Genomic DNA, 21,360 nt, shown 5'->3' with positions numbered 1-21,360 from the left:
AATGAAGGTCATGACCAATCCCACACATTCGGTGACCTTGCTGACCCGCGCCGGCTGCGGCCTGTGTGGCGTCGCGCTCGAACAGCTGCGCGCGGTGTGCGCCGATTTCGGTATCGAACCGCAGACGCTGGATGTCGACGAGGCCGCCGCCACCGACCCTGGCCTGCGCGCGGAGTACGGCGACCGGCTTCCGGTGGTGTTGCTGGACGGGCGGGAGCACAGCTATTTCGACGTCGACGAAACGCGGCTACGGGCCGATTTGACTCGTTGAACTAGAGCTGCTCGTGTCCATTTCGGACGCTTGCCTGGTCGTAAGGGAAAATGAGGCCAATTTCACCGACTTTGTGAAGGGCTGCACAAGCAGTTACGGTGGTGGCACGCGACCCGCTTGCCGAGGCTGCGGAACCGCCCCCATGAAATCCGATACTTCGACCATGGCACCGATCGCACCGGGCCATAGGCCGAGCGAAACCGGACCTCGAGCAGTCCGGAACCCGAGGAGCCGACACGTGACAGAGCAGCATGAGGCGCCAGGCGGCGTCTCCGGCAGGGCTCTGCAAAAGCCGGTGTCCACGAAGGACATCCCGCAGGCCACCGTTGCGCGGTTGGCCACCTATCTTCGGGTCCTGGCCATGTTGGCCGATGACGGAGTACTCATCGTATCGAGTGAGGAACTCGCTGTCGCGGCGGGTGTCAATTCCGCGAAGTTGCGCAAGGATCTGTCCTTCCTCGGACCCAACGGTGTACGGGGTGTCGGCTATGACGTGGCCAAGTTGCGCACCAGGATCGAGGACGTGCTCGGACTCTCCGGAGGACATCGCGTGGTGCTCGTCGGCGCCGGGAACCTGGGCCGGGCCCTGGTCGGCTACGGCGGGTTCAAGCGGCGTGGCTTCGCCGTGGTCGGCGTCTTCGACCATGATCCCGCGGTGATCGGGTTGCCGGTCGCCGGATTGCAGGTCCACGACGTGTCCGAGCTGCCGGGCGCGGTCGCCCAGCTGGAGCCGACCATCGCCGTGATCACCGTTCCGGACGCGGCCGCGCAGGACGTGTGCGATCTGCTGGTCGCGGCAGGGCTGCAATCCATCCTGAGCTTTTCCCCGTCGGTGCTGAGCGCGCCGGAGACGGTGGAGGTGCGCCGCGTCGATCTCGCGGTCGAGATGCAGATGCTCTCCTTCGAGCGCACCCGCAACACCGAGCCGGAACAACTGCCCGTCGCACACGCGGGATCGGGCCGGATCGCCCGCCGGGTGCCGCCCGCCGCGCATCGGGCCCTCGAACACAAGTCCTCACATAATTCGGCAACGGAGCCGCCCCGACCGGAGGTCCAAGGCGCGCAGCGCCGCAGTGCCGGGGGCGCGGGGGTGTCCCCCGCAATAGACAAGGGATCGGTGGTTAGGCCGTGAGTGTTCTTCTCGTTGGTATCTCGCACCGCAGTGCACCGGTCTCGGTGCTGGAGAAGGTCGCGATCACCGACACCGATCGACCGAAGCTGATCGAGCGCATGCTCGAATCCAGCCATGTCTCCGAGGCCATGATCGTCTCCACCTGCAACCGCGTGGAGATCTACGCGGTGGTCGACGCCTTCCACGGCGGACTCGCCGAGGTCGGTGAACTGCTCACCAAGCATTCCGGCATGCCGCTGCCGGATCTGACCAAGCACGCCTACGTCCGCTACAGCGAGGCCGCCGCCGAGCACCTGTTCGCGGTGGCCAGCGGCCTGGATTCGATGGTCGTCGGCGAACAGCAGGTGCTCAGCCAGATCCGCGGCGCCTACGCCTCCGCGGACGCGCAGCAGGCCGTGGGCCGCACCCTGCACGAGCTGTCGCAGCACGCCCTGCGGGTCGGCAAGCGGGTACACGCCGAGACGGGCATCGACCGGGCGGGCGCCTCGGTGGTGTCGGTCGCGCTGGACCGGGCCCAGCAGGTGCTGGGTTCGATCGCGGGCCGGACCGCCGTCGTGGTCGGCGCCGGCGCGATGGGCAGCCTCGCGGTGGCGCATCTCGCGCGTGCCGGCATCGGCCGGATCATCGTGGTGAACCGCACCATCGACCGGGCGCAGCGGCTGGCCGAGACGGCGGGCACCTACGGCGTCGAGTCGAGCGCGCTGGAACTGTCCCGGCTCACCGAAGCCATGGCCACCGCCGACGTGGTGCTCACCTGCACCGGCGCGGTCGGCGCGGTGGTCACCCTGGCCGACACCCATCGGGCGCTGGCGGATCGGGATCGCGCCGCCGCGGCCGATCGGCCGCTGGTGTTCTGCGACCTCGGGCTGCCCCGCGATGTCGAGCACGCGGTGGCCGGGCTGCCGGGCGTCTCGGTCATCGATATCGAGACGCTGCAGCAGGATCCGGCCGCGGGTGCCGCGGCCGACGACACCGCCGCCGCTCGCGCCATCGTCGCCGACGAACTCGCCCGCTATCTCGCTGGTCAGCGGATGGCCGAGGTGACACCTACCGTCGCCGCGCTACGTCAGCGCGCGGCCGAAGTGGTGGAAGCCGAACTGCTGCGGCTGGATTCGCGGCTGCCCTCGCTGGCCGACCCCGAGCGCGACGAGGTGGCGCGCACCGTGCGCCGGGTCGTCGACAAGCTGCTGCACGCGCCGACCGTGCGGGTCAAGCAATTGGCCTCGACGCCGGGCGGTGACAGCTACGCCGAAGCGCTGCGCGAACTGTTCGAGCTCAAACCCGGTGCGGCGCAAGCGGTTGCGGCGCCCATGGAGATCTCCGCGATGGCCGGCGAAGCCCTGGTCGACGATTTCACGGCGGGGCATCTCGGTGACGAGGAGGCCCAGGCATGACGGCGTTCACCCACCCCCTGGCAACCCACTCGATCGAGGACAGCATGACCTCACGCGGCACCCTGCGAATCGGCACTCGCGGCTCTCTGCTGGCCCTGACTCAGTCCGGCACCGTGCGCGACGCGTTGATCGCGGCCGGGCACGACGCCGAACTCGTCGTGGTCAAGACGCCCGGTGATCTGTCGTCGGATCCGGTGGCCAAGATCGGCGTCGGCGTGTTCACCTCCGCGCTGCGCGACGAACTCGCCGCCGGCACCATCGACATCGCCGTGCACTCCTACAAGGACCTGCCGACCGCACCAGACGAGCGTTTCACCATCGCCGCGATCCCGCCGCGCGAGGATCCGCGCGACGCGCTGGTGGCCCGCGACGGCCTGGTGCTCGGCGAACTGCCCGCCGGTTCCCGTGTGGGCACCTCCGCGCCGCGCCGGGCGGCGCAGTTGCGCGCCCTCGGCCTGGGCCTGGAGATCCTGCCGCTGCGCGGCAACCTGGACACCCGGCTGCGCAAGGTCGTCGACGGCGAACTGGACGCGGTGGTCGTCGCGCGGGCCGGGCTGGCCCGGATCGACCGCACCGACGCGGTCACCGAGGCGCTGGAGCCGGTGCAGATGCTGCCCGCCCCGGCCCAGGGTGCGCTCGCGGTCGAATGCCGCAGTGCCGACACCGCGTTGGTCGAGGTGCTGAGCCGGCTCGACGATGTCGCCACCCGCGCGGCCATCACCGCCGAACGGACCCTGCTCGCCGAACTCGAGGCCGGCTGCACGGCTCCGATCGGCGCGCTCGCCGAGGTCGTCGAGTCACTCGACGATGACGGCCGGATCGTCGACGAGCTCTCCCTACGCGCGTGCGCCGCGGCCATCGACGGATCCGATGTGTTGCGGGCCTCGGTCGTCGGTTCGCCTGACAAAGCCGCCGAACTCGGCCGTGAGCTGGCCCGTGAATTGCTGGACCTGGGCGCCCGTGAACTGCTCAGTACAGCCGAACCGGAGAACGGTTCCTCTGACTTCGCCCACCCGAGCCCAATGGAGAACAGCCAATGAGCCGCGCAACCAAGAAGCAACCAGGTCGGATCCTTTTCGTGGGGTCGGGCCCCGGTGACCCGGCGTTGCTGACCGTGCGTGCGCGCGAGGTACTCGGGCGGGCGACGCTGGCCTTCACCGACCCCGATGTCGACAAGGGCGTACTGGCCCTGATCGGTTCGGCGGTCGAGGCGAACGAGGAGGGTGTCCGTCCGGTGGACGTGCGCCCCGCGCTCGGCGAACCCGCCGAGGTCGCCAAGACCCTGATCAGCGAGGCGCGGGCGGGCCACGACGTGGTCCGGGTCGTCGCCGGTGACCCGCTGACCGCCGATTCGGTGATCACCGAGGTCAATGCGGTCACCCGTTCGCACATGGTGTTCGAGGTGCTGCCGGGTCTGCCCAATGCCTCGGCCGTGCCCAGCTACGCCGGGATCGCGCTCGGCTCCGGCCACACCGAGGCCGATGTGCGCGGCGAGGTCGACTGGGCCGCGCTGGCCGCCGCCCCGGGCCCGCTGGTGCTGCACGCGACCTCCGGTCATCTCGCCGAAACCGCGAGCGCCCTGGTCGAACACGGTATGGCCTCGCAGACCCCGGTCGCGGTGACCGTGCGCGGCACCACCCGTCAGCAGCGCACCATCGAGGCCACGCTGGCCACCTTGAACAGCGCCGCCTCGGAGCTGGTCGGCCCGCTGATCGTCACCATCGGCAAGGTCGTGGCTTCGCGCTCGAAGATGTCGTGGTGGGAGTCGCGGGCCCTGTACGGCTGGACCGTGCTGGTGCCGCGCACCAAGGATCAGGCCGCCGAGATGAGCGAGCGGCTGGTCACCCACGGCGCCATTCCGATGGAGGTGCCGACCATCGCGGTGGAGCCGCCGCGCAGCCCGGCCCAGATGGAGCGGGCGGTCAAGGGCCTGGTCGACGGGCGCTACCAGTGGGTGGTGTTCACCTCCACCAACGCGGTGCGCGCGGTGTGGGAGAAGTTCGCCGAGTTCGGCTTGGACGCACGCGCGTTCAGCGGTGTGAAGATCGCCTGCGTGGGCGAGGCCACCGCGGAGAAGGTGCGTTCGTTCGGCATCAATCCGGAGCTGGTGCCTTCGGGTGAGCAGTCCTCGGAGGGCCTGCTCGCCGACTTCCCGCCCTACGACGATGTTTTCGATCCGGTCAACCGGGTGCTGCTGCCGCGCGCGGATATCGCCACCGAGACCTTGGCCGAGGGTCTGCGCGACCGCGGCTGGGAGATCGACGATGTCACCGCCTATCGCACCGTGCGTGCCTCGCCGCCGCCCGCGGAGACCCGCGAGATGATCAAGACCGGCGGTTTCGACGCGGTCCTGTTCACCTCGTCCTCGACGGTGCGCAATCTGGTCGGCATCGCGGGCAAGCCGCACGCGCGCACCATCGTGGCCTGCATCGGCCCGAAGACTGCCGAGACCGCCATCGAGTTCGGCCTGCGGGTGGATGTGCAGCCGGAGACGGCTCAGGTGGGCCCGTTGGTCGAGGCGCTGGCCGAGCACGCGGCGCGGCTGCGCGCCGAGGGACTGTTGCCGCCGCCGCGCAAGAAGAGCCGCCGCAGCAGCAGCCGTTAGCTCGGAACCTCCGGCCGCGAAGCTTGGAACGCTGAGAAGTTGGAACGAAACGCTCACGACGCTGTGAGCGTTTCGCCCTCGGGCCGGGCGTCGCACCGGTCCGGGTCTGGGTCAGCGGCTGTATCGCATCAGGGTACGCACCAACCGGCAGGTGGTGTCGGATGGCGGACGAATGCCGATGAGTTCGGCTGTGCGCCGGATCTTCTCGTTGGTCGCCTGATCCGGCAGGTAGGTGCCGGAATCGAGCAGGGCGATGGTCAACCGCATCGCCTTGAGCCTGCGGTTGTGCCGGATGTACCACTTGCGCGGCCGACCCGCCGGCAGTTTGCGCTTCTCCAACGGTACATACGGCGCATCGATAATCGTCGTCTTCGTGGCCACTGCGTTCTCCCCTCGCAACCCGAGAGTCCTCAGCGAACTCTCTCGAACACAATGTCGATTTTACTACTGCCCACCGACAAAAACCGCTGGCAGCAATACATTTCGTGCCGATCTCAGCGACGATCCGGCGGCAGCGTGCGGAGCAATTCGGTGGCAATGCCCAAGGCCGCGCCGCGGGCCTGATCGGGGCTGCCGCCGGGTATCAGCACGGCGACCTCGACGACAAGCATGCCGTCCCGCACGAGCAGATCGGCGCCTTTCTCCTGGTCGTGCACCGCGATCTTGGCTTGCTCACCCAAGGTCAGTGGCGTGAAAGTGCCACCCACCGAGGACGATTCACGCTGGAAGGACTCGAGCGCCGCGGCCAGCCGTTCGTCGGCGGTCTTGTAGCTGCTCGCGTCGGGCCGGGCGGCTTCGATTCGGACGCTCGTCGTGCCGCCCTCGCGTGCGAAGGTGCATGCGGCGGAATTACGGTCGAGTTCCTTGCTGTCCGGATCCGGCCGGAGCAGGGGATCGGGCAGCTGATCGGCGGGGAACGCGCACAGATCGGGCAGCGCGGTGTAGGCGCGCATGTTGTCGGCCGAAACACGAACCAGCGGACCGGTTTTCATGCCGAGCGACACGGTGAGCAGCAGGAGCGCGCCGACCACCGGTATCGCGATCAGCCACGCGGATTCCCAGCTGCTGAGCGGCGCTCGCCACGACCTCATCGCAGGGCCTCCGTCACAGCCCGGGTGACCTCGATCAGTTGCTGCTCCACCGCGGCGCTGTCGGTGAGAGTCACCTGGACGCGATAGCCGCCGACCACCGCCTGGGCCTGAGCCTTGGGCCCGGCGATATCGGTCGCGGTCCAGTAGTAGCCGCGCAGGCCCGGGAGATCGGCGATGGTGTGATTGGCCGCGTCGACGCGGCGATCCGCGGCGAGGTCGGATTCCGCGGGCCGCGGGGCCATCGGCGTGACGAGCAGCGACAGCTCCGCGCCGCTGGCGAACTGTTCGTTGCCTTGCTGCCAATAGCATTGCCGGGCAGATGATTCCGCGGCCCGCTCGGCTCCGGGCACCACCTGCTGGAGCAGGCGCGCGTCCACCAGCGCGCAACTCTGTACTGTCGGCGGCTTTCCGCCCAGCGCCCAGTGCACCGTCGCCCATCCGATCAGCGCGATGGCGGCGGCGCAGCCCAGGGCGACCAAGAATTGCCGTGTTCGAGGCGGTCCGGTGAAGTTCGGCGGATTGCCCGGCGTGGCGTCGCCCGTCGCGAGCCGCTGTCGTTCGCGCAGCGGATCCATCGATTCCGCGAACCGCCGATCGGCTGTATGCCGTGCGGGCGCGCCGACGATCACGACGCTGTTGTCTTCCAGGTGCAGCACGGGCCGCCAGTATCCGAATGCCTTGTGACCCTCGATGGCCACCACCCTGGTCCAGGGAACGCGGACCCGGCCGGGCCGCCACGGCCGTCCCAGCTGCCGGCATGTGATGTCGGTGATCGTGGTCTTGTTGCTCCACATTCGCACCCCGATGAGCGCGAGCACGGCGACCGGCGCCAGGTAGAGCCACGGCCGCGGTCGCCGTCATGATTACCGCCCCCAGGTTTCGCGCAATGCTACTAGTCGCGACGCCCGAAGTCCTCGCCCGCCATCGATGGCCGAATCCCACAGGCATATATTGAGGTCATGACCGGAATGGACCGCCCGCGGCGGTTGCGCCGCACCCCGGCTATGCGCCGCCTAGTCGCCGAAACCACCTTGGAACCAAGGCAATTGGTACTGCCGATGTTCGTGGCGGACGGCCTGGACGAGCCGCGTGAGATCAGCTCCATGCCGGGGGTGTACCAGCACTCCATGGATTCGCTGCGCAAGGCGGCGGTGGGGGCGGTCACCGCGGGGGTCGGCGGGCTGATGCTGTTCGGCGTCCCGCGTCCGGAGGACAAGGACGCGACCGGCAGCCGGGCCAGCGATCCGGACGGCATCCTGAACCGTGGTCTGCGGGCGCTGGCCGACGAGGTCGGCGGTTCCACCGTGATCATGGCCGACACCTGCCTGGACGAGTTCACCGATCACGGGCACTGCGGTGTCGTCGCGGCCGACGGCACCGTCGACAACGACGCCACCCTGCACCGCTACGTCGATATGGCCCTGTCCCAGGCCGACGCGGGCGCTGACCTGCTGGGCACCAGCGGCATGATGGACGGCCAGGTGGGCGCGATCCGGCGCGGGCTGGACGCGGTCGGGCGCACCGATACCGGCATCCTCGCCTACGCCGCCAAGTACGCCTCCGCGTTCTACGGTCCGTTCCGGGAGGCCGTCGCGTCCTCGCTGGAGGGTGATCGTCGCAGCTACCAGCAGGATCCGGCGAACCGGCGGGAGGCCATCCGGGAATTGGAGCTGGACCTGGCCGAGGGCGCCGACATCGTCATGGTGAAGCCCGCCATGTCGTATCTGGACATTCTGCGCGATGTCGCCGATCGCTCGACGGTGCCGGTGGCCGCGTATCAGATCTCCGGCGAGTACGCGATGATCACCGCCGCCGCCGAACGCGGCTGGATCGACCGTCGCGGCGCCATTCTGGAGTCGCTGACCGGCATCCGGCGCGCGGGCGCGGACATCGTGCTCACCTACTGGGCCGCCGAAGCCGCACACTGGTTGTCGTGACCCACCACCTACCGCCGCCGCCACCGCCGCTGCCCGCGCCACCGGCCATGCCGGAGGACATCCGTACCGCCCGTCAATTGTGGTGGGGTGTCGCTGGTTTGGCCGTGGTGCAGTTGTTCGCGTCGATCCCTGCGATGCTCGGTCAGCGCGACGAGCTGGCCAAGCAGTTGTTCGAGCAGATGCAGTCGAGGGACCCCGCGTTCACCCTGGAGCAGGCCGATCGGCTGATTCCGGTGGCGTTCGTGTTCGCCGGATTGCTGGCATTGACGATCGCGGGCCTGGTGGTGCTGTTCGCGCATTTCATGGCGCGCGGCAAGCTGTGGGGCCGCACGCTGCTGACGGTGGCGGGGGTCTGGCTGCTGCTCAATACGCTGGGCGCTCTGGTCACGATCGGCTCGGTCAGCGGCGTGGGTTCGCTGCTGGGCGGTGGGGCGTCGATCGTGCAGGGTGTGCTGGGCGGCGGCGCGATCTATCTGATGCATCGCAAGGAGTCGACCGCCTATTTTCTGGCGCATCGCCGCCGCTGAGTGCTGCTCGCCGCCAAGCGATTACAGACCGGGTGGTTTAACTACCGTCCGGTACGGGCATGTATGGTGAGGGCTGTCACAGTAGACTTGGGAACCGGAGGCCGTCGGTAAGACGTTCGGCGCCGGGGGATCGGAGGCATCGATGCGCGTGGTGATTCAACAGCCGCAGAGCATTCGACGAGACCTGCTCGTGCTGAGCCTGCTGATCCTGTTCGGGTTGGTCACCGTCGCGCTGTTGCTGCTGCCCGGTATGGCGGGCTGAGTTCACCCGAAGTGCTGTTCTCCGAGCCGGGCGCGCGTTGGCGCGCGGTGGCCTACGGGCCCGCGTTCTGCCTGGCGATCCTGCTGCTGGAAATCCTCACCGATAGCCCCGTGCACTGGTTCGCGCTGATCTTCTGCGCCGTGCTGATCGCGGCGTTCGTCGCGCTGCAGGTATTCGCGGCGCGACGGCACGTGAGCCTGGCACTCACCGAGACCGAACTGCGCTCGGGGACCGAGGTCGTGCCGCTGCGCGAGATCGCCGAGATCCTGCCGCCGCGGGCGGAACCGAAATTCGAGGAGGACTGGGAATCGGCCCGGGCCCTCGGTGAACTCAGTGGGGTGCCGCGGCGGCGCACCGGCATCGGTCTGCGGCTGCGAAACGGTACGGTGGTGCAGGCTTGGGCCAAAGACCATCGCGGGTTGCGCGCCGCGCTCACGGCCGCGCTGCCCGCCGAGGAGAACGGAGCGGACCGTTGAGGCTGGCGATCGCGTTCGGTGAACTGGTGCTGGCGGTGCTGTGTGCCGTGGGCGCGGTGGCGAGCTGGAGCCGGGGTCTGATCACCACCTCGTTCGCGGCCGTCGGCGATGTGCCCGCCTTCGACGCGACCCGCTACGTCGCACCGTGGCTCCTGCTGGCCGCCCTGTTGCTGATGTGCGCCGGGCTGTTCGGCATTGCCGCCATTTCGGGATTTGTCCGCAGCTCCGTCCGCAATTGACCGGATTTCGCTGACCGATTGCCCGTGCCCGGGGAAAATGCCTGCTATGACCGTAGCGAAGAAGTTCGCGTTCGGAATCGTCGTGTGCGCGGCGCTCGGGGCGTCGGCGGCGCCCGCCGCCGCGGACCCGATACCGCTGGGTCCGCCGCCCGGCATGCTGGCCCTGCTGCCGTCCGCGCTGGCCTGTCTGGCCAGCACCGGCTCGGCACAGATGTGTCTGGGCTGATCCAGCGGCCCCGCTCGTCACCTGATCATTCGGTCCAGTGCTGGTAGACATCCATCACCCGGCCGCCTCGGCTGCCGGGGGCGTTGAACAGGAAGGTGATGGTGCCGTCGGGGTGTTCGGCCGACTCGGCGATGACCTGCCGCAGCGACGCGTACACCCCGCCGTACTGGTCGCGGTAGATCTCGGTGTCCGGGTGCAGCCCGGCGCCGATCTTGGTCAGCGGAACGAACATGGTGATCAGCGCGGGCATCGGCCCCGCCGCCACCGCCTCGGTCTCACCGTGGCTGAGCCGCACGCCTGCCCGGCCCTGATCCGGCTGGACCACCGGATCCAGTGCGGCGGCCGTCCCGCTACCGAAGCCGACGGCGGCGGCAGTGAGCGCCGCGAGCGCGACTGACCTGGTGATGGTGACCCGCATAGAACCCTCCCGACCGATCGCGGATGACGAAGACGGGCTCGAGGTTACGCATCGGCAACCGGGCGGTGACCGATATCCGGCGAAACCAAGATCGGCGTGTTGCCGGACTCCGGGTGCGACGCGTCACCTCAACTACACCCTGTCGTCGATCGATTCGGGCGCAGCTGCGAGACTGGAGGTCGTGAGTTCTTCTCCGCGCGTGGTTCCGACCTCCGTTCCGGTTTCCGCACAGCTCTTCGAACGAGCCGGTTCGGTGATTCCCGGTGGCGTCAACTCGCCCGTGCGGGCCTTCAAATCCGTGGGCGGGACACCCCGATTCATCGCCTCGGCGCAGGGCTGCACGCTCACCGACGTCGACGGCAACTCCTATGTCGACCTGGTCTGCTCCTGGGGTCCGATGATTCTCGGCCACGCGCACCCCGCCGTGGTCGAGGCGGTCCAGCGGGCGGCGGTCGGCGGCCTGTCCTTCGGCGCGCCCACCGCCGCCGAGATCGACCTCGCCGAACTCATCGCCGAACGCGTCGACCCGGTCGAACGGGTCCGCCTGGTGAACTCCGGCACCGAGGCGACCATGAGCGCGGTCCGGCTGGCTCGCGGCTACACCGGTCGCACCAAGATCATCAAGTTCGCGGGCTGCTACCACGGCCATGTCGACGCGCTGCTCGCCGACGCCGGATCCGGCGTCGCCACCCTCGGGCTGCCCACCTCGCCGGGTGTCACCGGCGCGCAGGCCGGTGACACGCTGGTCCTGCCCTACAACGATCTCGACGCCGTGGCCGCGGCCTTCGCCGCCCATCCGGGCGAGATCGCGTGCGTCATCACCGAGGCGGCGGCCGGCAATATGGGCGCGGTCGCGCCGGTGCCCGGCTTCAACGCGGGCCTGCGCCGGCTCACCACCGAGCACGGCGCGCTGCTGATCATGGACGAGGTGATGACCGGATTCCGGGTCAGCCGTGCGGGCTGGTTCGGTCTCGAGGGCATCGCGGGTGATCTCTACACCTTCGGCAAGGTGATGAGCGGCGGCCTGCCCGCCGCCGCGTTCGGCGGTCGCGCCGAGATCATGAACCAGCTGGCTCCGCTCGGCCCGGTCTACCAGGCCGGCACCCTGTCCGGGAATCCCGTCGCCGTCGCGGCCGGGCTGGCCTCGCTGCGCGCCGCCGACGACGCGGTGTACGCCGCGCTGGACCGCAATGCCGCGCGGCTCGGCGATCTGTTCGGGAAAGCCCTGACCACAGCGGGCGTCGAGCATCAGGTGCAGTTCGCGGGCAATATGGTGAGCGTGTTCTTCGCCGACCGTCCGGTGACCGACTACGCCGCCGCCAAAGCCAGCCAGACCTGGCGCTTCCCCGCCTTCTTCCACGCTCTGCTCGACGGTGGCGTCTACGCGCCCCCGAGCGCGTTCGAAGCCTGGTTCGTCTCCGCGGCGCTCGACGACGACGCATTCGACCGTATCGCCGCCGCCCTGCCGGCCGCCGCCGCCGCGGCTGCCGCCGCGACCCCCGAAGGATCCCACGCGTGAGCTCCGATTCCGAACAGCCCGGCGCCGACAAGCGCGAACTAACCAGCTTCGCGCCCGAGACCGCGGCCCCCATCGCCGAGTCCAGCGGTGACCCGGCCGCCGTGCAGGCCGCCGCCGCGGCCCTGGACGCCGGTCTGGCCGCCGCGGATGTCGAGGCCGAAGCGGTCGCCGCCGCGGTCGTGCACGCCGCGGCCGCCGATCTGGCCGCCGCCGACGACGCCCGCGCCGCCGCCGAATTCGCCGCGGGCGAAGCCGTATCGTCCGATGCCGTCGAGCAGGTCTCGGCCACCGCGGTGCAGCCGGAATCGGCCGCGGCCGTGGACACCGATTCCGCCCGGACGTCGAACACGGTGACCCGGCCGCGCGTCGTCGCCGAGGAATCCGGCAAGTCGCCCGTCGACGACGAAATCGAGACCATCGTGCATGTGGTGCGCCACGGTGAGGTGCACAATCCGCGTGGCATCCTCTACGGCCGGCTGCCCGGATTCGGGCTGTCGGTGACCGGCCGCGCGCAGGCCGGTGCGGTCGCGCGTTCGCTCACCGATCACGACATCGCCCTGGTCATTGCCTCCCCGCTGCAACGCGCGCAGGAAACCGCCGCGCCGATCGCCGCCGCACACGACCTGATCGTGCGCACCGACGAGAACCTGCTCGAGGCGGGCAACACCTTCGAGGGCCTGCGGGTCTCGGTCGGCGATGGCGCGCTGCGCAAGCCCCGGCACTGGTGGAAGCTGCGCGATCCGTTCACCCCGTCCTGGGGCGAGCCGTACCTGCAGATCGCGCACCGCATGCTGGCCGCGGTCAACAAGGCCCGGGTCGAGGGGGCCGGACACGAGGTGGTGCTGGTCTCGCATCAGCTGCCGGTCTGGACCCTGCGCCGGTTCCTCCAGGGGCAGCGCCTCTGGCACGACCCGCGGCAGCGACAGTGTTCGCTGGCCTCGCTGACCTCGCTGGTCTACCAGGGCGACACCCTGGTCGACATCGTCTACTCCGAGCCCGCCGGTGGGTCGGATCCCGCGGTGCACGGAGCATGAGCGCTCTGCGTCGGATCGGCTCGGCGGTACTGGCGGGTCTCGCCGTGGCCGCCGTGCTGGCCGGGTGCTCGACCGGCTCCGACGCGGTCGTTTCCGGCGGCACCTTCGAATTCGTCTCGCCGGGCGGTAAGACCGACATCTACTACGATCCGCCGAGCGGGCGCGGAACCATCGGTGAACTGGCCGGACCGGATCTGATGACCGGGAAACCGTTGTCGGTCAAGGATTTCCCGGGCCAGATCGTGGTGATCAACCTGTGGGGTCAGTGGTGCGGGCCGTGCCGGGCCGAGGCGCCCGCGCTGGAACGGGTCTACGAGGCCAACAAGGACAAGGGTGTCGCGTTCCTCGGCATCAATGTGCGGGATCCGCAGCAGGACAAGGCGCAGGACTTCGTCACCGCCAACAAAGTCGGATACCCGTCGATCTACGACCCGTCCATGCGGACCCTGCTCGCGCTCGGCGGGAACTTTCCGACCAGCGTCATCCCGACCACGCTCGTGCTGGATCGCCAGCACCGGGTCGCGGCGGTGCTGTTGCGCGCGTTGACCGCGGAGGATCTGCAAGGCGCCCTCGATCGGGTGCTGGCGGAGGGCAACGCGTGAGCGGGCATCCGGTCGAGCGGGGAGACCGCCGATGACCCTGCTCGCGAACGTCGGCGACTCTTTTCAGCAGACCGCCGCCTCCGGCCCGCTGCTGCTCGCGCTCGGTGCCTGCGTCCTGGCGGGGCTGGTGTCCTTCGCGTCGCCGTGCGTGGTGCCCCTGGTGCCGGGATACCTGTCCTACCTGGCCGGACTGGTCGGGGCCGAAGCGCCGCCGGCCAGCGTGGCGCAGGCGCGAGGCGGCGTCGCGCTCGACACCCGCCAGGCGTTGCGCGCGGGCCGGATGCGGGTCGCCGGCGCCGCCGGGCTCTTCGTCGCCGGGTTCACCGTGGTGTTCGTGCTCGCCACCGCGACCGTCTTCGGCGTCATCCAGACCTTGAACGTCAATCGTGAACTGCTGCAACGCCTCGGCGGTGTGGTCACCATCGTGATGGGCCTGGCGTTCATCGGCCTGATCCCGGCCCTGCAACGCGACACCCGGATGGAACCCCGCCGGCTGACCAGCATCGCGGGCGCCCCGCTGCTCGGCGCGGTGTTCGCGCTGGGCTGGACGCCGTGCCTGGGCCCGACCCTGTCCGGGGTGATGGCGGTGTCCGCAGGCACCGAGGGCACCACCGCCGTGCGAGGCGTGGCGCTGATCGTCGCCTATTGCCTCGGGCTCGGGTTGCCGTTCGTGATCCTGGCTTTCGGATCGGCGAGCGCGCTGCGCGGAGTGGGCTGGCTGCGCCGGAACTCGCGCATCATTCAGATCGTCGGGGGGTTGCTGCTCGTCGCCGTGGGCGTCGCGCTGGTCACGGGGGCGTGGGACCTGTTCGTCGCCTGGGTGCGTGACGCGTTCGTTTCCGAGGTGACGCTGCCGATATGAACCAAACCCTGACACCGCCGCGGCAGTCCGTGCCCGGCCGGGCCTGGGCGCTGGTGCGCAATGCCTGGCGCGGGCTGACCAGCATGCGCACCGCCCTGGTGCTGCTGTTCCTGCTGGCGCTGGCCGCGATCCCCGGCGCGCTGCTGCCGCAGCGCAATCTGAACGAGCAGAAGGTCGCCGAGTACATCGCCGATCGGCCCACGCTGGGCCCCTGGATGGACCGGTTCGAGCTGTTCGACGTGTTCTCCAGCTTCTGGTTCACCGCCGTCTATGTGCTGCTGTTCGTCTCGCTGGTGGGCTGCATCCTGCCGCGCTGCGTCGACCACTTCAAGGCGTTGCGCACGCCGCCGGTCCAGGTGCCGCGCAACCTGACCCGGCTGCCGCACCATCACACCGAGACGGTGACGCGCACCCCCGAGCAGGTCATCGAGCAGGCGCGCGGGCAGTTGCGCGGCTGGCGGATCGAGACCAGGCCCGGGCAGCGGGACGGCGAACTGACGCTGTCCGCGGAGAAGGGGTACACCCGCGAACTCGGCAACCTGGTCTTTCACCTGGCCCTGGTCGGGCTGCTGGCGGCCATCGCGATCGGCAAGCTGTTCGGTTACGAGGGCAGCGTCATCGTGATCGCCGACAACGGTCCGGGTTTCTGCACCACCTCGCCCGCGGTGTTCGACTCGTTCAAGGCGGGCAATGTCAACGACGGCACCGGGCTGGCCCCGATCTGCGTGCGGGTCAAGGATTTCAAGGCCGACTATCTGTCGAACGGCCAGGCCGAGATGTTCACCTCGAATATCCAGTACCAGGCGGGCGCGGATTTGGCGACCGGCACCTGGCGCGACACCAGCATCCAGGTGAACCATCCGTTGCGCGTCTCCGGTGACCGGCTCTACCTCCAGGGCCACGGTTTCGCGCCGACCTTCACCGTTACCTTCCCGAACGGGCAGACCCGTACCGAGACCATCCAGTGGCGGCCCGACGACGCGCAGACCTTCCTGTCCAGCGGTGTGCTCCGTATCGACCCGCCCGGTGACCTGTACCCGACCGAGGAGGAGCGCCGCAAGAACCAGATCGCCATCGACGGTCTGTTCGCGCCGACCGCGCTGTTCCACGGCAGTCTGCTCACCTCCGCGTTCCCGAAGATGGAGGATCCGGCGGTCGCGGTCGATATCTATCGTGGCGATACCGGCCTGGACACCGGGCGCCCGCAGTCGCTGTTCGCGCTGGATCGGGAGATGATTGCGCAGGGGCGGCTGACCAAGGAGGCGCGGGTCAATCTGCGGCCCGGCGAGTCGACCACGCTGCCCAACGGCACCAAGGTGAGTTTCGACGGGGCCAAGGAGTTCGTGAACTTGCAGGTGTCGCACGATCCGGCGCAGCAGTGGGTGCTGGTGAGCGCGTTGGCCATGATGGCCGGGCTGCTGGTGTCGCTGTTGGTGAAGCGCAGGCGGATCTGGGTCCGGGTCTATCCGTCCTCCGGTGATGCCGGTACCGTAGACCAACGACGCACCGTAGTAGAGATGGGCGGGCTGGCTCGCACCGATCAGGCGGGCTGGGGCGGCGAGTTCGATCGCCTGCGCGCGCGTCTGCTCGACTCCACCAAGACCTCGGGAGAGTGACCATGCCGATCGACGAGACGCTCGCCGGGTACAGCAACCTCGCCTTCAAATCGGCGTGGGTGGTCTATGTGCTCGTGCTGGCGCTGCTGATCGTGCAGTACTCCGCCGCACAGAAGAAGGCCGCCGAGCGGGAACTGGTCGCCGCGGGCGGCGGTTCCCTCGCGCCCGATACCCCCGGCCGGGTCCAGCCCGCGCCGCGGCGGTCCTGGCCGGAGCGGTTCGGCAATATGGCGTTCTCGGTGCTGATGGTCGGCATCGCGCTGCACCTGGCTTCGATCGTGTTGCGCGGGTTCGCAACCCACCGTTTCCCGCTCGGCAACATGTACGAGTTCGTGGTGATGGCGACGGCCGCCGCGATGGTCGTCGGCGTCGTGTTCCTGAACGAGCGCAAGTTCCGGTCGACGTGGGTCTTCCTGCTCGTGCCGAACCTGATCCTGATGTTCATCGCCGGTCAGGTGCTGTACGCGGAGGCCGCCCCCGTCGTGCCCGCGCTGCAATCCTTCTGGCTGCCCATCCATGTCACCGTGGTCAGTATCGGTAGCGGCGTCTTCCTGCTCTCCGGTGTCGCCAGCCTGCTGTTCCTGTTCCGCTTGCGCCAGCCCGAAGGCGAGGAGTCCGCCACCCCGCTCGGCGCGCTCGCCCGCCGCCTCCCCGACGCCCGCACCCTGGACCGTCTCGCCTACAAAACCACCATCCTCGGTTTCCCCCTCTTCGGCGCCGGCGTCATCCTCGGCGCCATCTGGGCCGAAGCCGCCTGGGGCCGCTTCTGGGGCTGGGACCCCAAGGAAACCTGCTCCTTCATTGCCTGGGTCCTCTACGCCGCCTACCTCCACGCCCGCGCCACCTCCGGCTGGCGCGACACCAAAGCCGCCTGGATCAACATCGCCGGCTTCGTAGCCATGCTCTTCAACCTCTTCATCATCAACATGGTGATCAGTGGCCTGCACTCGTACGCGGGACTGAATTAGTTGGCGTGGGTCACTTTTGACCGCGCTATGTGATATGGATCACATTTAGGCGATGGAACCGGTTGCGTCACAACGCCGTCCAACATTACGAGCCCGAAAAACGGGAAATCGCAATAAAGGACGAACTAATGTCGATCTCGAAGACCGTTGCAAAAGCTGTTCTCGCCCTGTCGGTAGCGGGTGTTGTCAGTGTGGCTGTTGCGCCCACGGCGTCCGCCGCGCCTAGGTTCCAGACAAACCAGCAGTGCCAAAACGCGGGAGCGGAGGCTACTTTCCGCGCCGGTGGGCCCGGAAAGTTGGGATACCGGTGCGTGCCGGTCGGCACCAACGTAGCAGCGGGTACGTACGGCTGCCCGGATACCGAAGTGACGCGGAAGTACGGCTGCCTCGTGGAACTCCACGAACTCCAGACGTGGTTCAAGTAACCCTGACGGTTGGATAACCCACCATGGTCCACGCCGCGCAACTCGATCTCACCGAAACCTGCAAGGGGTGGCATCGAGATGCGCGGCGTCGCCCGCCTTGGACCGCAGTCCGACCCATCCCAGGGCCGAAGAGCACCATCACCATGGTGATCAGCGGCTTGAATCGCCGTGGTGGGCGATCTGTGGAACGATCGGGCGGGTGGATGGGGTGGATCGACATGTGGAATCGTTGTCGTGGCCGGTGGAGTGGAAGCGGGATCCGAAACGCGAACAGCGGTATCGGGAGTTGGGCAGTGCCGGTGTGCATGTCGTGTGGGTGGACTACGACGGAGTGGGGGAGCAGGGGCTGCTGATTCCCGGGACCCGGCCGCGGAAGAGGACGTTGCTGCTGTGCGCGGCGTTCGGCCTGCTGGCGAGCGCGATGGCGATCCTGATGTCGGTCGGGGTGATTCTCGACGGTGAATGGGAACTTATCGGCGGGGCAGTGCTTTTCGGCCTGATCGGGTTCGCGCTGCTGGTGCCGAGCGTCCTGTCGTTGCGGCACGTGAACAGTAAGCATCTGCCGGGGCTGCGCCTGACACCGACCCGCGTCATCTGGGCGTCGTTCGACGGCAGTCACCTGGCGGTGCACTGGAACGATATCGCCCGGGTGCGCCCATTTCTCCAGTCAGGCGGCAACTTTCGCCAATGGTGGAACGCATTCAGCGTCGAGGTGCACGACCCGAGCGTGGTGCTGCGCAATCTCGGCCCGAAAGCCCGCCGCCTGCACCGGATGACGAACGGCAGCGCGGTACTCACGATGAACGACAAACAGCTCGCGGCGAATCCGAAGCTCGCTTTCCACCTGATCCGCCATCATTTCGAAACTCCCACCGCGCGCCCCGATATCGCGCAGGCACTCGGGGCGTAACCGTGGACTATCGCCCGGAAATGCTGCCGTGGCCGCCGGAGTGGCGCAAGGACGAGCAGCGCACGCGTACCTATATGGCCAAGGGGAGTGAGGGAATTCGCGTCGTCGATGTGGATTTCGAAGGCATCCCGGAATCGGGGTTGTTGGTGCCGTTCCATCGTGCTTCCCGATGGCTGGGCATACTGTTTCTGTTGCTCGGGGCACTGTTCACGGGCTTGGTGGGCGCGGGTGTCGTCACCGCGGTTCTCAATCGTGAATGGATGCCGGTGCTCGGAGCGCTGTGCCTGGGCGTCCTTGCGGGCCTCTTCCTGTTCGGCGGTTACGCGCAGTTGGCGCAGCCGCGTTCGTCGGAACCAGGTCTGCGGCTCACGCCTACCCGGCTGATCGGCCCGTCTTTCGCGATCCCATGGAACGAAATCACTACGATTCGACCGTTCCTTGCCAACCCGGAATCCGGCAGTCTCGTCAAGGTCGTCGATGTGTGGTCGAATTCTTTCAGCGTCGAGGTTCGTGATCCGGACGCGGTGTTACCCGCGAAATTCGCACGTGTGACCGGTCGGCTGATGCGCCGGGCATTCGGCTCGGGGGTACTGATAGTCGACGACAAGCAGCTGGCGGTGCATCCGCTGGTCGCCTATCACCTGATCCGCCACCACCTGGAGAACCCCGCGGACCGCCCGAACATCACGACCGCGATGGGCTCAACGATCTGAGGAACCGTCCCCGTCGCGCCGCTGTTTGGACAGCCGCCACAGGAATTCTGGATCGTCGTCCGGCCCGAGGACGCGCTTGTGTTTGGGTGCCCGTGGTGCGGGCTCGCCCATCCGCTCGGGACCGAAGGCTTTCCAGCACAGCACCGCGATTGCCACGACTGCGATGAGTGCCAACAGGTACGTCACGTGGCTCACCTCCTGGTTAGAAGGTTAGCCGCGTGCGTGCCCGATGCCCACCGCAGACACGAAATTGTTGGGTGGAACCGGGCGCGGGCATTGACAGGCCCGCGCCCCCGCGCAATCAGCGGACCGAAGCCTCGGTGGTGAGCGAACGCAGTAGCTGCAGCACTTCCGACTCGCGGAACCGGCGGTGACCACCGGGGGTGCGCAGCGACCCGAGGCGCCCGGCATGGGCCCAGCGGGTGACGGTCTTGGGATCGACGTGGAACATGGCAGCAACTTGTCCCGGTGTCAGCAGGGTGTCCTGGCCGCCGACGGTGATCGCACTCATAGCAAACCTCTCCGTTCTCGACAGTTCCCTCATCAGATGGCGCCATCGTCGCACTCCACCCCCTAGGTACGCGAACCACCTACGTTTGGTAAAGGCGAAGTAATGGACAAATCGGATAGGCGCCCGACCTCGGTAATGGGTACGAACCGAGGGCGGCAACAGCTTCGCATACGCTGGCAGGCGTGAGCGACGCAACTCAGTCAGATCCGGCATCCACCCAGCAACCACAATCGGCCGGTCGGCGGATGGTCCGCAACCTGGTGCTGTACACCCTGGCCAGGCTGGTCCTGGTCGCGGTGATCACGGCCGCGATCATGCTGGTGGCCGGAGTGGTGGGTGTCGAGATCCCGATCGTGGTGGCGGCGCTGTTCGCGCTGATCATCGCGATGCCGCTGTCGCTGACCCTGTTCAAGAAGCTGCGCGCGCAGGTCAATGCGGATATCGCGGCGGTGGACGCCAAGCGTCGCGCCGACAAGGCGCAGCTGCACGCCCGGCTGCGGGGTGAGTCCGAGGGCGAGAAGTGAAGGTCTGTGATCAGAGCGCCCCGCGGGATTGGGTGGACAACGCGGTCCGGCTGATCGACGCGGACACCCAGCGCAGCGCCGACACCCATCTGCTGCGCTACCCGCTGCCCGCCGAGTGGAATATCCAGCTCTATCTGAAGGACGAATCCACCCACATCACAGGTAGTTTGAAGCATCGCCTGGCGCGCTCGCTGTTCCTGTACGCGATCTGCAACGGCTGGGTGACCGAGGGCACCACGGTGGTCGAAGCGTCCTCGGGCTCGACGGCGGTCAGCGAGGCGTATTTCGCGAAGCTGCTCGGCCTGGATTTCGTCGCGGTCATGCCGGCCAGCACCTCGCCGCAGAAGATCGCGTTGATCGAAGCGCAGGGCGGCCGTTGCCATTTCGTGCAGCGCCCGCCGGAGATCTATTCCGAGGCGGCGCGGCTGGCGCGCGAATGCGGCGGCCACTACATGGACCAGTTCACCCACGCCGAACGCGCGACGGACTGGCGCGGCAACAACAACATCGCCGAATCCATTTTCCAGCAGATGGAATTGGAGGCCTGCCCGGTCCCGGAGTGGATCGTGGTGGGTGCGGGTACCGGCGGCACCAGCGCCACGATCGGCCGCTATATCCGATACCGGCGCCATGCCACCCGGCTGGCCGTGGTGGATCCGGAGAATTCGGCGTTCTTCGGCGGTTACGAAACCGGCGATACCGGCTATCAGACCGGTATGCCGTCGCGGATCGAGGGCATCGGCCGTCCGCGGGTCGAGCCGTCGTTCATCGGCCAGGTCATCGACCGGATGATCCATGTGCCCGATGCCGGTTCCATCGCGGCGGCGCGGCACGCGAGCGTGGCGCTCGGTCGCCGGGTCGGCGGGTCGACGGGTACGAATCTGTGGGGTGTGTGGGCGCTGATCGGCGAGATGCTCGCCGCGGGGCGCGCGGGCAGTCTGGTCACGCTGATCTGCGACGGCGGTGATCGTTACGCGGGCACGTATTTCGATGATGCCTGGGTCGAGCGGCAGGGCATGAGCCTGGTCGAGCCGACCGCGGTGCTGGAGCAGTTCCACGCGACGGGCGTCTGGTCCGCCTAGCCTCCGCTTTCCTCTC

The 21,360-nt window shown here is 68.3% G+C and carries 26 protein-coding genes; 20 read left to right on the top strand and 6 right to left on the bottom strand.

Going from position 1 to position 21,360, the window contains the following annotated elements; translation table 11 throughout:
- Nucleotides 1–10: 10 nt before the first annotated feature.
- The 5 genes from ACFVMC_RS23780 to ACFVMC_RS23760 all read left to right on the top strand — a co-directional run bounded on the left by ACFVMC_RS23780 (nt 11) and on the right by ACFVMC_RS23760 (nt 5,402).
- A complete protein-coding gene (locus ACFVMC_RS23780; protein WP_379213590.1) occupies nt 11–271 on the top strand; it encodes a glutaredoxin family protein in 261 nt (86 codons plus the stop codon).
- 238 nt (nt 272–509) lie between these two features.
- Nucleotides 510–1,403: a redox-sensing transcriptional repressor Rex gene (locus tag ACFVMC_RS23775; protein WP_379213588.1), complete on the top strand. Its 894-nt coding sequence runs from the start codon at nt 510–512 to the stop codon at nt 1,401–1,403.
- Entirely contained in the window at nt 1,400–2,797 is a 1,398-nt protein-coding gene (locus ACFVMC_RS23770; protein ID WP_379213586.1) for a glutamyl-tRNA reductase, read from the top strand. Before ACFVMC_RS23775 ends, ACFVMC_RS23770 begins: the two co-directional genes overlap by 4 nt.
- A 44-nt stretch (nt 2,798–2,841) precedes the next feature.
- Entirely contained in the window at nt 2,842–3,837 is a 996-nt protein-coding gene (hemC, locus tag ACFVMC_RS23765) for a hydroxymethylbilane synthase (RefSeq protein WP_379214071.1), read from the top strand.
- Complete coding sequence (locus ACFVMC_RS23760; protein ID WP_379213584.1) at nt 3,834–5,402, top strand: uroporphyrinogen-III synthase; 1,569 nt, start codon at nt 3,834–3,836, stop codon at nt 5,400–5,402. Before hemC ends, ACFVMC_RS23760 begins: the two co-directional genes overlap by 4 nt.
- Before the next feature lie 111 nt (nt 5,403–5,513).
- Here the strand turns inward: ACFVMC_RS23760 and ACFVMC_RS23755 are convergent, their stop codons facing one another.
- The 3 genes from ACFVMC_RS23755 to ACFVMC_RS23745 form a co-directional block, all read right to left on the bottom strand.
- Nucleotides 5,514–5,783, bottom strand: a complete 270-nt coding sequence (locus tag ACFVMC_RS23755; RefSeq protein WP_379213583.1) for a hypothetical protein — start codon at nt 5,781–5,783, stop codon at nt 5,514–5,516.
- A 113-nt stretch (nt 5,784–5,896) separates the two neighbouring features.
- Complete coding sequence (locus tag ACFVMC_RS23750; RefSeq protein WP_379213581.1) at nt 5,897–6,493, bottom strand: hypothetical protein; 597 nt, start codon at nt 6,491–6,493, stop codon at nt 5,897–5,899.
- Nucleotides 6,490–7,287, bottom strand: a complete 798-nt coding sequence (locus tag ACFVMC_RS23745) for a hypothetical protein (protein ID WP_379213579.1) — start codon at nt 7,285–7,287, stop codon at nt 6,490–6,492. The genes ACFVMC_RS23750 and ACFVMC_RS23745 overlap by 4 nt, the downstream gene beginning before the upstream one ends.
- A 165-nt stretch (nt 7,288–7,452) precedes the next feature.
- Here ACFVMC_RS23745 and hemB point away from each other — a divergent pair, with 165 nt between their 5' ends.
- The 5 genes from hemB (at nt 7,453) to ACFVMC_RS23720 (ending at nt 10,160) form a co-directional block, all read left to right on the top strand.
- The gene (gene hemB / locus ACFVMC_RS23740) at nt 7,453–8,430 is read left to right on the top strand and encodes a porphobilinogen synthase (protein ID WP_379213577.1); all 978 of its coding nucleotides are present in this window, start codon (nt 7,453–7,455) and stop codon (nt 8,428–8,430) included.
- A complete protein-coding gene (locus ACFVMC_RS23735) occupies nt 8,427–8,957 on the top strand; it encodes a hypothetical protein (protein WP_379213575.1) in 531 nt (176 codons plus the stop codon). The genes hemB and ACFVMC_RS23735 overlap by 4 nt, the downstream gene beginning before the upstream one ends.
- A gap of 258 nt (nt 8,958–9,215) precedes the next feature.
- Nucleotides 9,216–9,695, top strand: a complete 480-nt coding sequence (locus ACFVMC_RS23730; protein WP_379214069.1) for a hypothetical protein — start codon at nt 9,216–9,218, stop codon at nt 9,693–9,695.
- A complete protein-coding gene (locus ACFVMC_RS23725) occupies nt 9,692–9,934 on the top strand; it encodes a hypothetical protein (RefSeq protein ID WP_379213573.1) in 243 nt (80 codons plus the stop codon). The genes ACFVMC_RS23730 and ACFVMC_RS23725 overlap by 4 nt, the downstream gene beginning before the upstream one ends.
- Before the next feature lie 46 nt (nt 9,935–9,980).
- Nucleotides 9,981–10,160, top strand: coding sequence for a hypothetical protein (locus ACFVMC_RS23720; RefSeq protein ID WP_379213571.1), 180 nt, complete (start codon nt 9,981–9,983; stop codon nt 10,158–10,160).
- Nucleotides 10,161–10,185: 25 nt separating this feature from the next.
- Here the strand turns inward: ACFVMC_RS23720 and ACFVMC_RS23715 are convergent, their stop codons facing one another.
- Nucleotides 10,186–10,578: a hypothetical protein gene (locus tag ACFVMC_RS23715; RefSeq protein WP_379213569.1), complete on the bottom strand. Its 393-nt coding sequence runs from the start codon at nt 10,576–10,578 to the stop codon at nt 10,186–10,188.
- Nucleotides 10,579–10,759: 181 nt separating this feature from the next.
- Between ACFVMC_RS23715 and hemL the strand changes: the two genes are divergently transcribed.
- The 8 genes from hemL (at nt 10,760) to ACFVMC_RS23675 (ending at nt 19,227) form a co-directional block, all read left to right on the top strand.
- Entirely contained in the window at nt 10,760–12,097 is a 1,338-nt protein-coding gene (gene hemL / locus ACFVMC_RS23710) for a glutamate-1-semialdehyde 2,1-aminomutase (RefSeq protein WP_379213567.1), read from the top strand.
- 407 nt (nt 12,098–12,504) lie between these two features.
- Nucleotides 12,505–13,131: a histidine phosphatase family protein gene (locus tag ACFVMC_RS23705; protein ID WP_379214067.1), complete on the top strand. Its 627-nt coding sequence runs from the start codon at nt 12,505–12,507 to the stop codon at nt 13,129–13,131.
- Complete coding sequence (locus tag ACFVMC_RS23700) at nt 13,128–13,733, top strand: TlpA family protein disulfide reductase (protein ID WP_379213565.1); 606 nt, start codon at nt 13,128–13,130, stop codon at nt 13,731–13,733. Before ACFVMC_RS23705 ends, ACFVMC_RS23700 begins: the two co-directional genes overlap by 4 nt.
- Before the next feature lie 31 nt (nt 13,734–13,764).
- Nucleotides 13,765–14,595, top strand: coding sequence for a cytochrome c biogenesis CcdA family protein (locus ACFVMC_RS23695; RefSeq protein ID WP_379213564.1), 831 nt, complete (start codon nt 13,765–13,767; stop codon nt 14,593–14,595).
- Nucleotides 14,592–16,211, top strand: coding sequence for a cytochrome c biogenesis protein ResB (locus tag ACFVMC_RS23690; RefSeq protein ID WP_379213562.1), 1,620 nt, complete (start codon nt 14,592–14,594; stop codon nt 16,209–16,211). Before ACFVMC_RS23695 ends, ACFVMC_RS23690 begins: the two co-directional genes overlap by 4 nt.
- Nucleotides 16,212–16,213: 2 nt before the next feature.
- A complete protein-coding gene (gene ccsB, locus ACFVMC_RS23685; protein ID WP_379213561.1) occupies nt 16,214–17,179 on the top strand; it encodes a c-type cytochrome biogenesis protein CcsB in 966 nt (321 codons plus the stop codon).
- Between the two features lie 645 nt (nt 17,180–17,824).
- On the top strand, nt 17,825–18,514 hold the full coding sequence (locus ACFVMC_RS23680) for a hypothetical protein (RefSeq protein ID WP_379213559.1): 690 nt from the start codon (nt 17,825–17,827) through the stop codon (nt 18,512–18,514).
- A gap of 2 nt (nt 18,515–18,516) precedes the next feature.
- The gene (locus tag ACFVMC_RS23675; RefSeq protein WP_379213558.1) at nt 18,517–19,227 is read left to right on the top strand and encodes a hypothetical protein; all 711 of its coding nucleotides are present in this window, start codon (nt 18,517–18,519) and stop codon (nt 19,225–19,227) included.
- On the opposite strand, the gene ACFVMC_RS23670 is transcribed toward ACFVMC_RS23675, so the two are convergent.
- Together ACFVMC_RS23670 and ACFVMC_RS23665 are read right to left on the bottom strand one after the other, a co-directional pair.
- Nucleotides 19,216–19,413, bottom strand: coding sequence for a hypothetical protein (locus ACFVMC_RS23670; RefSeq protein WP_379213556.1), 198 nt, complete (start codon nt 19,411–19,413; stop codon nt 19,216–19,218). The two genes, ACFVMC_RS23675 and ACFVMC_RS23670, sit on opposite strands and share 12 nt — an antisense overlap.
- A 115-nt stretch (nt 19,414–19,528) precedes the next feature.
- Complete coding sequence (locus tag ACFVMC_RS23665; RefSeq protein WP_209886541.1) at nt 19,529–19,738, bottom strand: BldC family transcriptional regulator; 210 nt, start codon at nt 19,736–19,738, stop codon at nt 19,529–19,531.
- A 182-nt stretch (nt 19,739–19,920) separates the two neighbouring features.
- Between ACFVMC_RS23665 and ACFVMC_RS23660 the strand changes: the two genes are divergently transcribed.
- Both ACFVMC_RS23660 and ACFVMC_RS23655 read left to right on the top strand, forming a co-directional pair.
- The gene (locus tag ACFVMC_RS23660; RefSeq protein ID WP_379213554.1) at nt 19,921–20,262 is read left to right on the top strand and encodes a DUF4229 domain-containing protein; all 342 of its coding nucleotides are present in this window, start codon (nt 19,921–19,923) and stop codon (nt 20,260–20,262) included.
- Complete coding sequence (locus ACFVMC_RS23655; protein WP_379213552.1) at nt 20,259–21,344, top strand: PLP-dependent cysteine synthase family protein; 1,086 nt, start codon at nt 20,259–20,261, stop codon at nt 21,342–21,344. The genes ACFVMC_RS23660 and ACFVMC_RS23655 overlap by 4 nt, the downstream gene beginning before the upstream one ends.
- Nucleotides 21,345–21,360: the final 16 nt, after the last annotated feature.

This window comes from Nocardia sp. NPDC127579, from assembly GCF_042672005.1.
GTDB lineage: Bacteria > Actinomycetota > Actinomycetes > Mycobacteriales > Mycobacteriaceae > Nocardia.
This window is presented reverse-complemented; position numbering and strand designations above follow the sequence as displayed.

Excerpts from the sequence above, each read along its gene's own strand:
- ACFVMC_RS23665 (WP_209886541.1), bottom strand. The coding sequence starts at position 19,738 with ATGAGTGCGATCACCGTCGGCGGCCAGGACACCCTGCTGACACCGGGA.
- ccsB (WP_379213561.1), top strand. The coding sequence starts at position 16,214 with ATGCCGATCGACGAGACGCTCGCCGGGTACAGCAACCTCGCCTTCAAA.
- ACFVMC_RS23690 (WP_379213562.1), top strand. The coding sequence starts at position 14,592 with ATGAACCAAACCCTGACACCGCCGCGGCAGTCCGTGCCCGGCCGGGCC.
- ACFVMC_RS23745 (WP_379213579.1), bottom strand. The coding sequence starts at position 7,287 with ATGTGGAGCAACAAGACCACGATCACCGACATCACATGCCGGCAGCTG.
- ACFVMC_RS23700 (WP_379213565.1), top strand. The coding sequence starts at position 13,128 with ATGAGCGCTCTGCGTCGGATCGGCTCGGCGGTACTGGCGGGTCTCGCC.
- hemB (WP_379213577.1), top strand. The coding sequence starts at position 7,453 with ATGACCGGAATGGACCGCCCGCGGCGGTTGCGCCGCACCCCGGCTATG.
- hemC (WP_379214071.1), top strand. The coding sequence starts at position 2,842 with ATGACCTCACGCGGCACCCTGCGAATCGGCACTCGCGGCTCTCTGCTG.
- ACFVMC_RS23695 (WP_379213564.1), top strand. The coding sequence starts at position 13,765 with ATGACCCTGCTCGCGAACGTCGGCGACTCTTTTCAGCAGACCGCCGCC.
- ACFVMC_RS23715 (WP_379213569.1), bottom strand. The coding sequence starts at position 10,578 with ATGCGGGTCACCATCACCAGGTCAGTCGCGCTCGCGGCGCTCACTGCC.
- ACFVMC_RS23760 (WP_379213584.1), top strand. The coding sequence starts at position 3,834 with ATGAGCCGCGCAACCAAGAAGCAACCAGGTCGGATCCTTTTCGTGGGG.
- ACFVMC_RS23750 (WP_379213581.1), bottom strand. The coding sequence starts at position 6,493 with ATGAGGTCGTGGCGAGCGCCGCTCAGCAGCTGGGAATCCGCGTGGCTG.
- ACFVMC_RS23720 (WP_379213571.1), top strand. The coding sequence starts at position 9,981 with ATGACCGTAGCGAAGAAGTTCGCGTTCGGAATCGTCGTGTGCGCGGCG.
- ACFVMC_RS23780 (WP_379213590.1), top strand. The coding sequence starts at position 11 with ATGACCAATCCCACACATTCGGTGACCTTGCTGACCCGCGCCGGCTGC.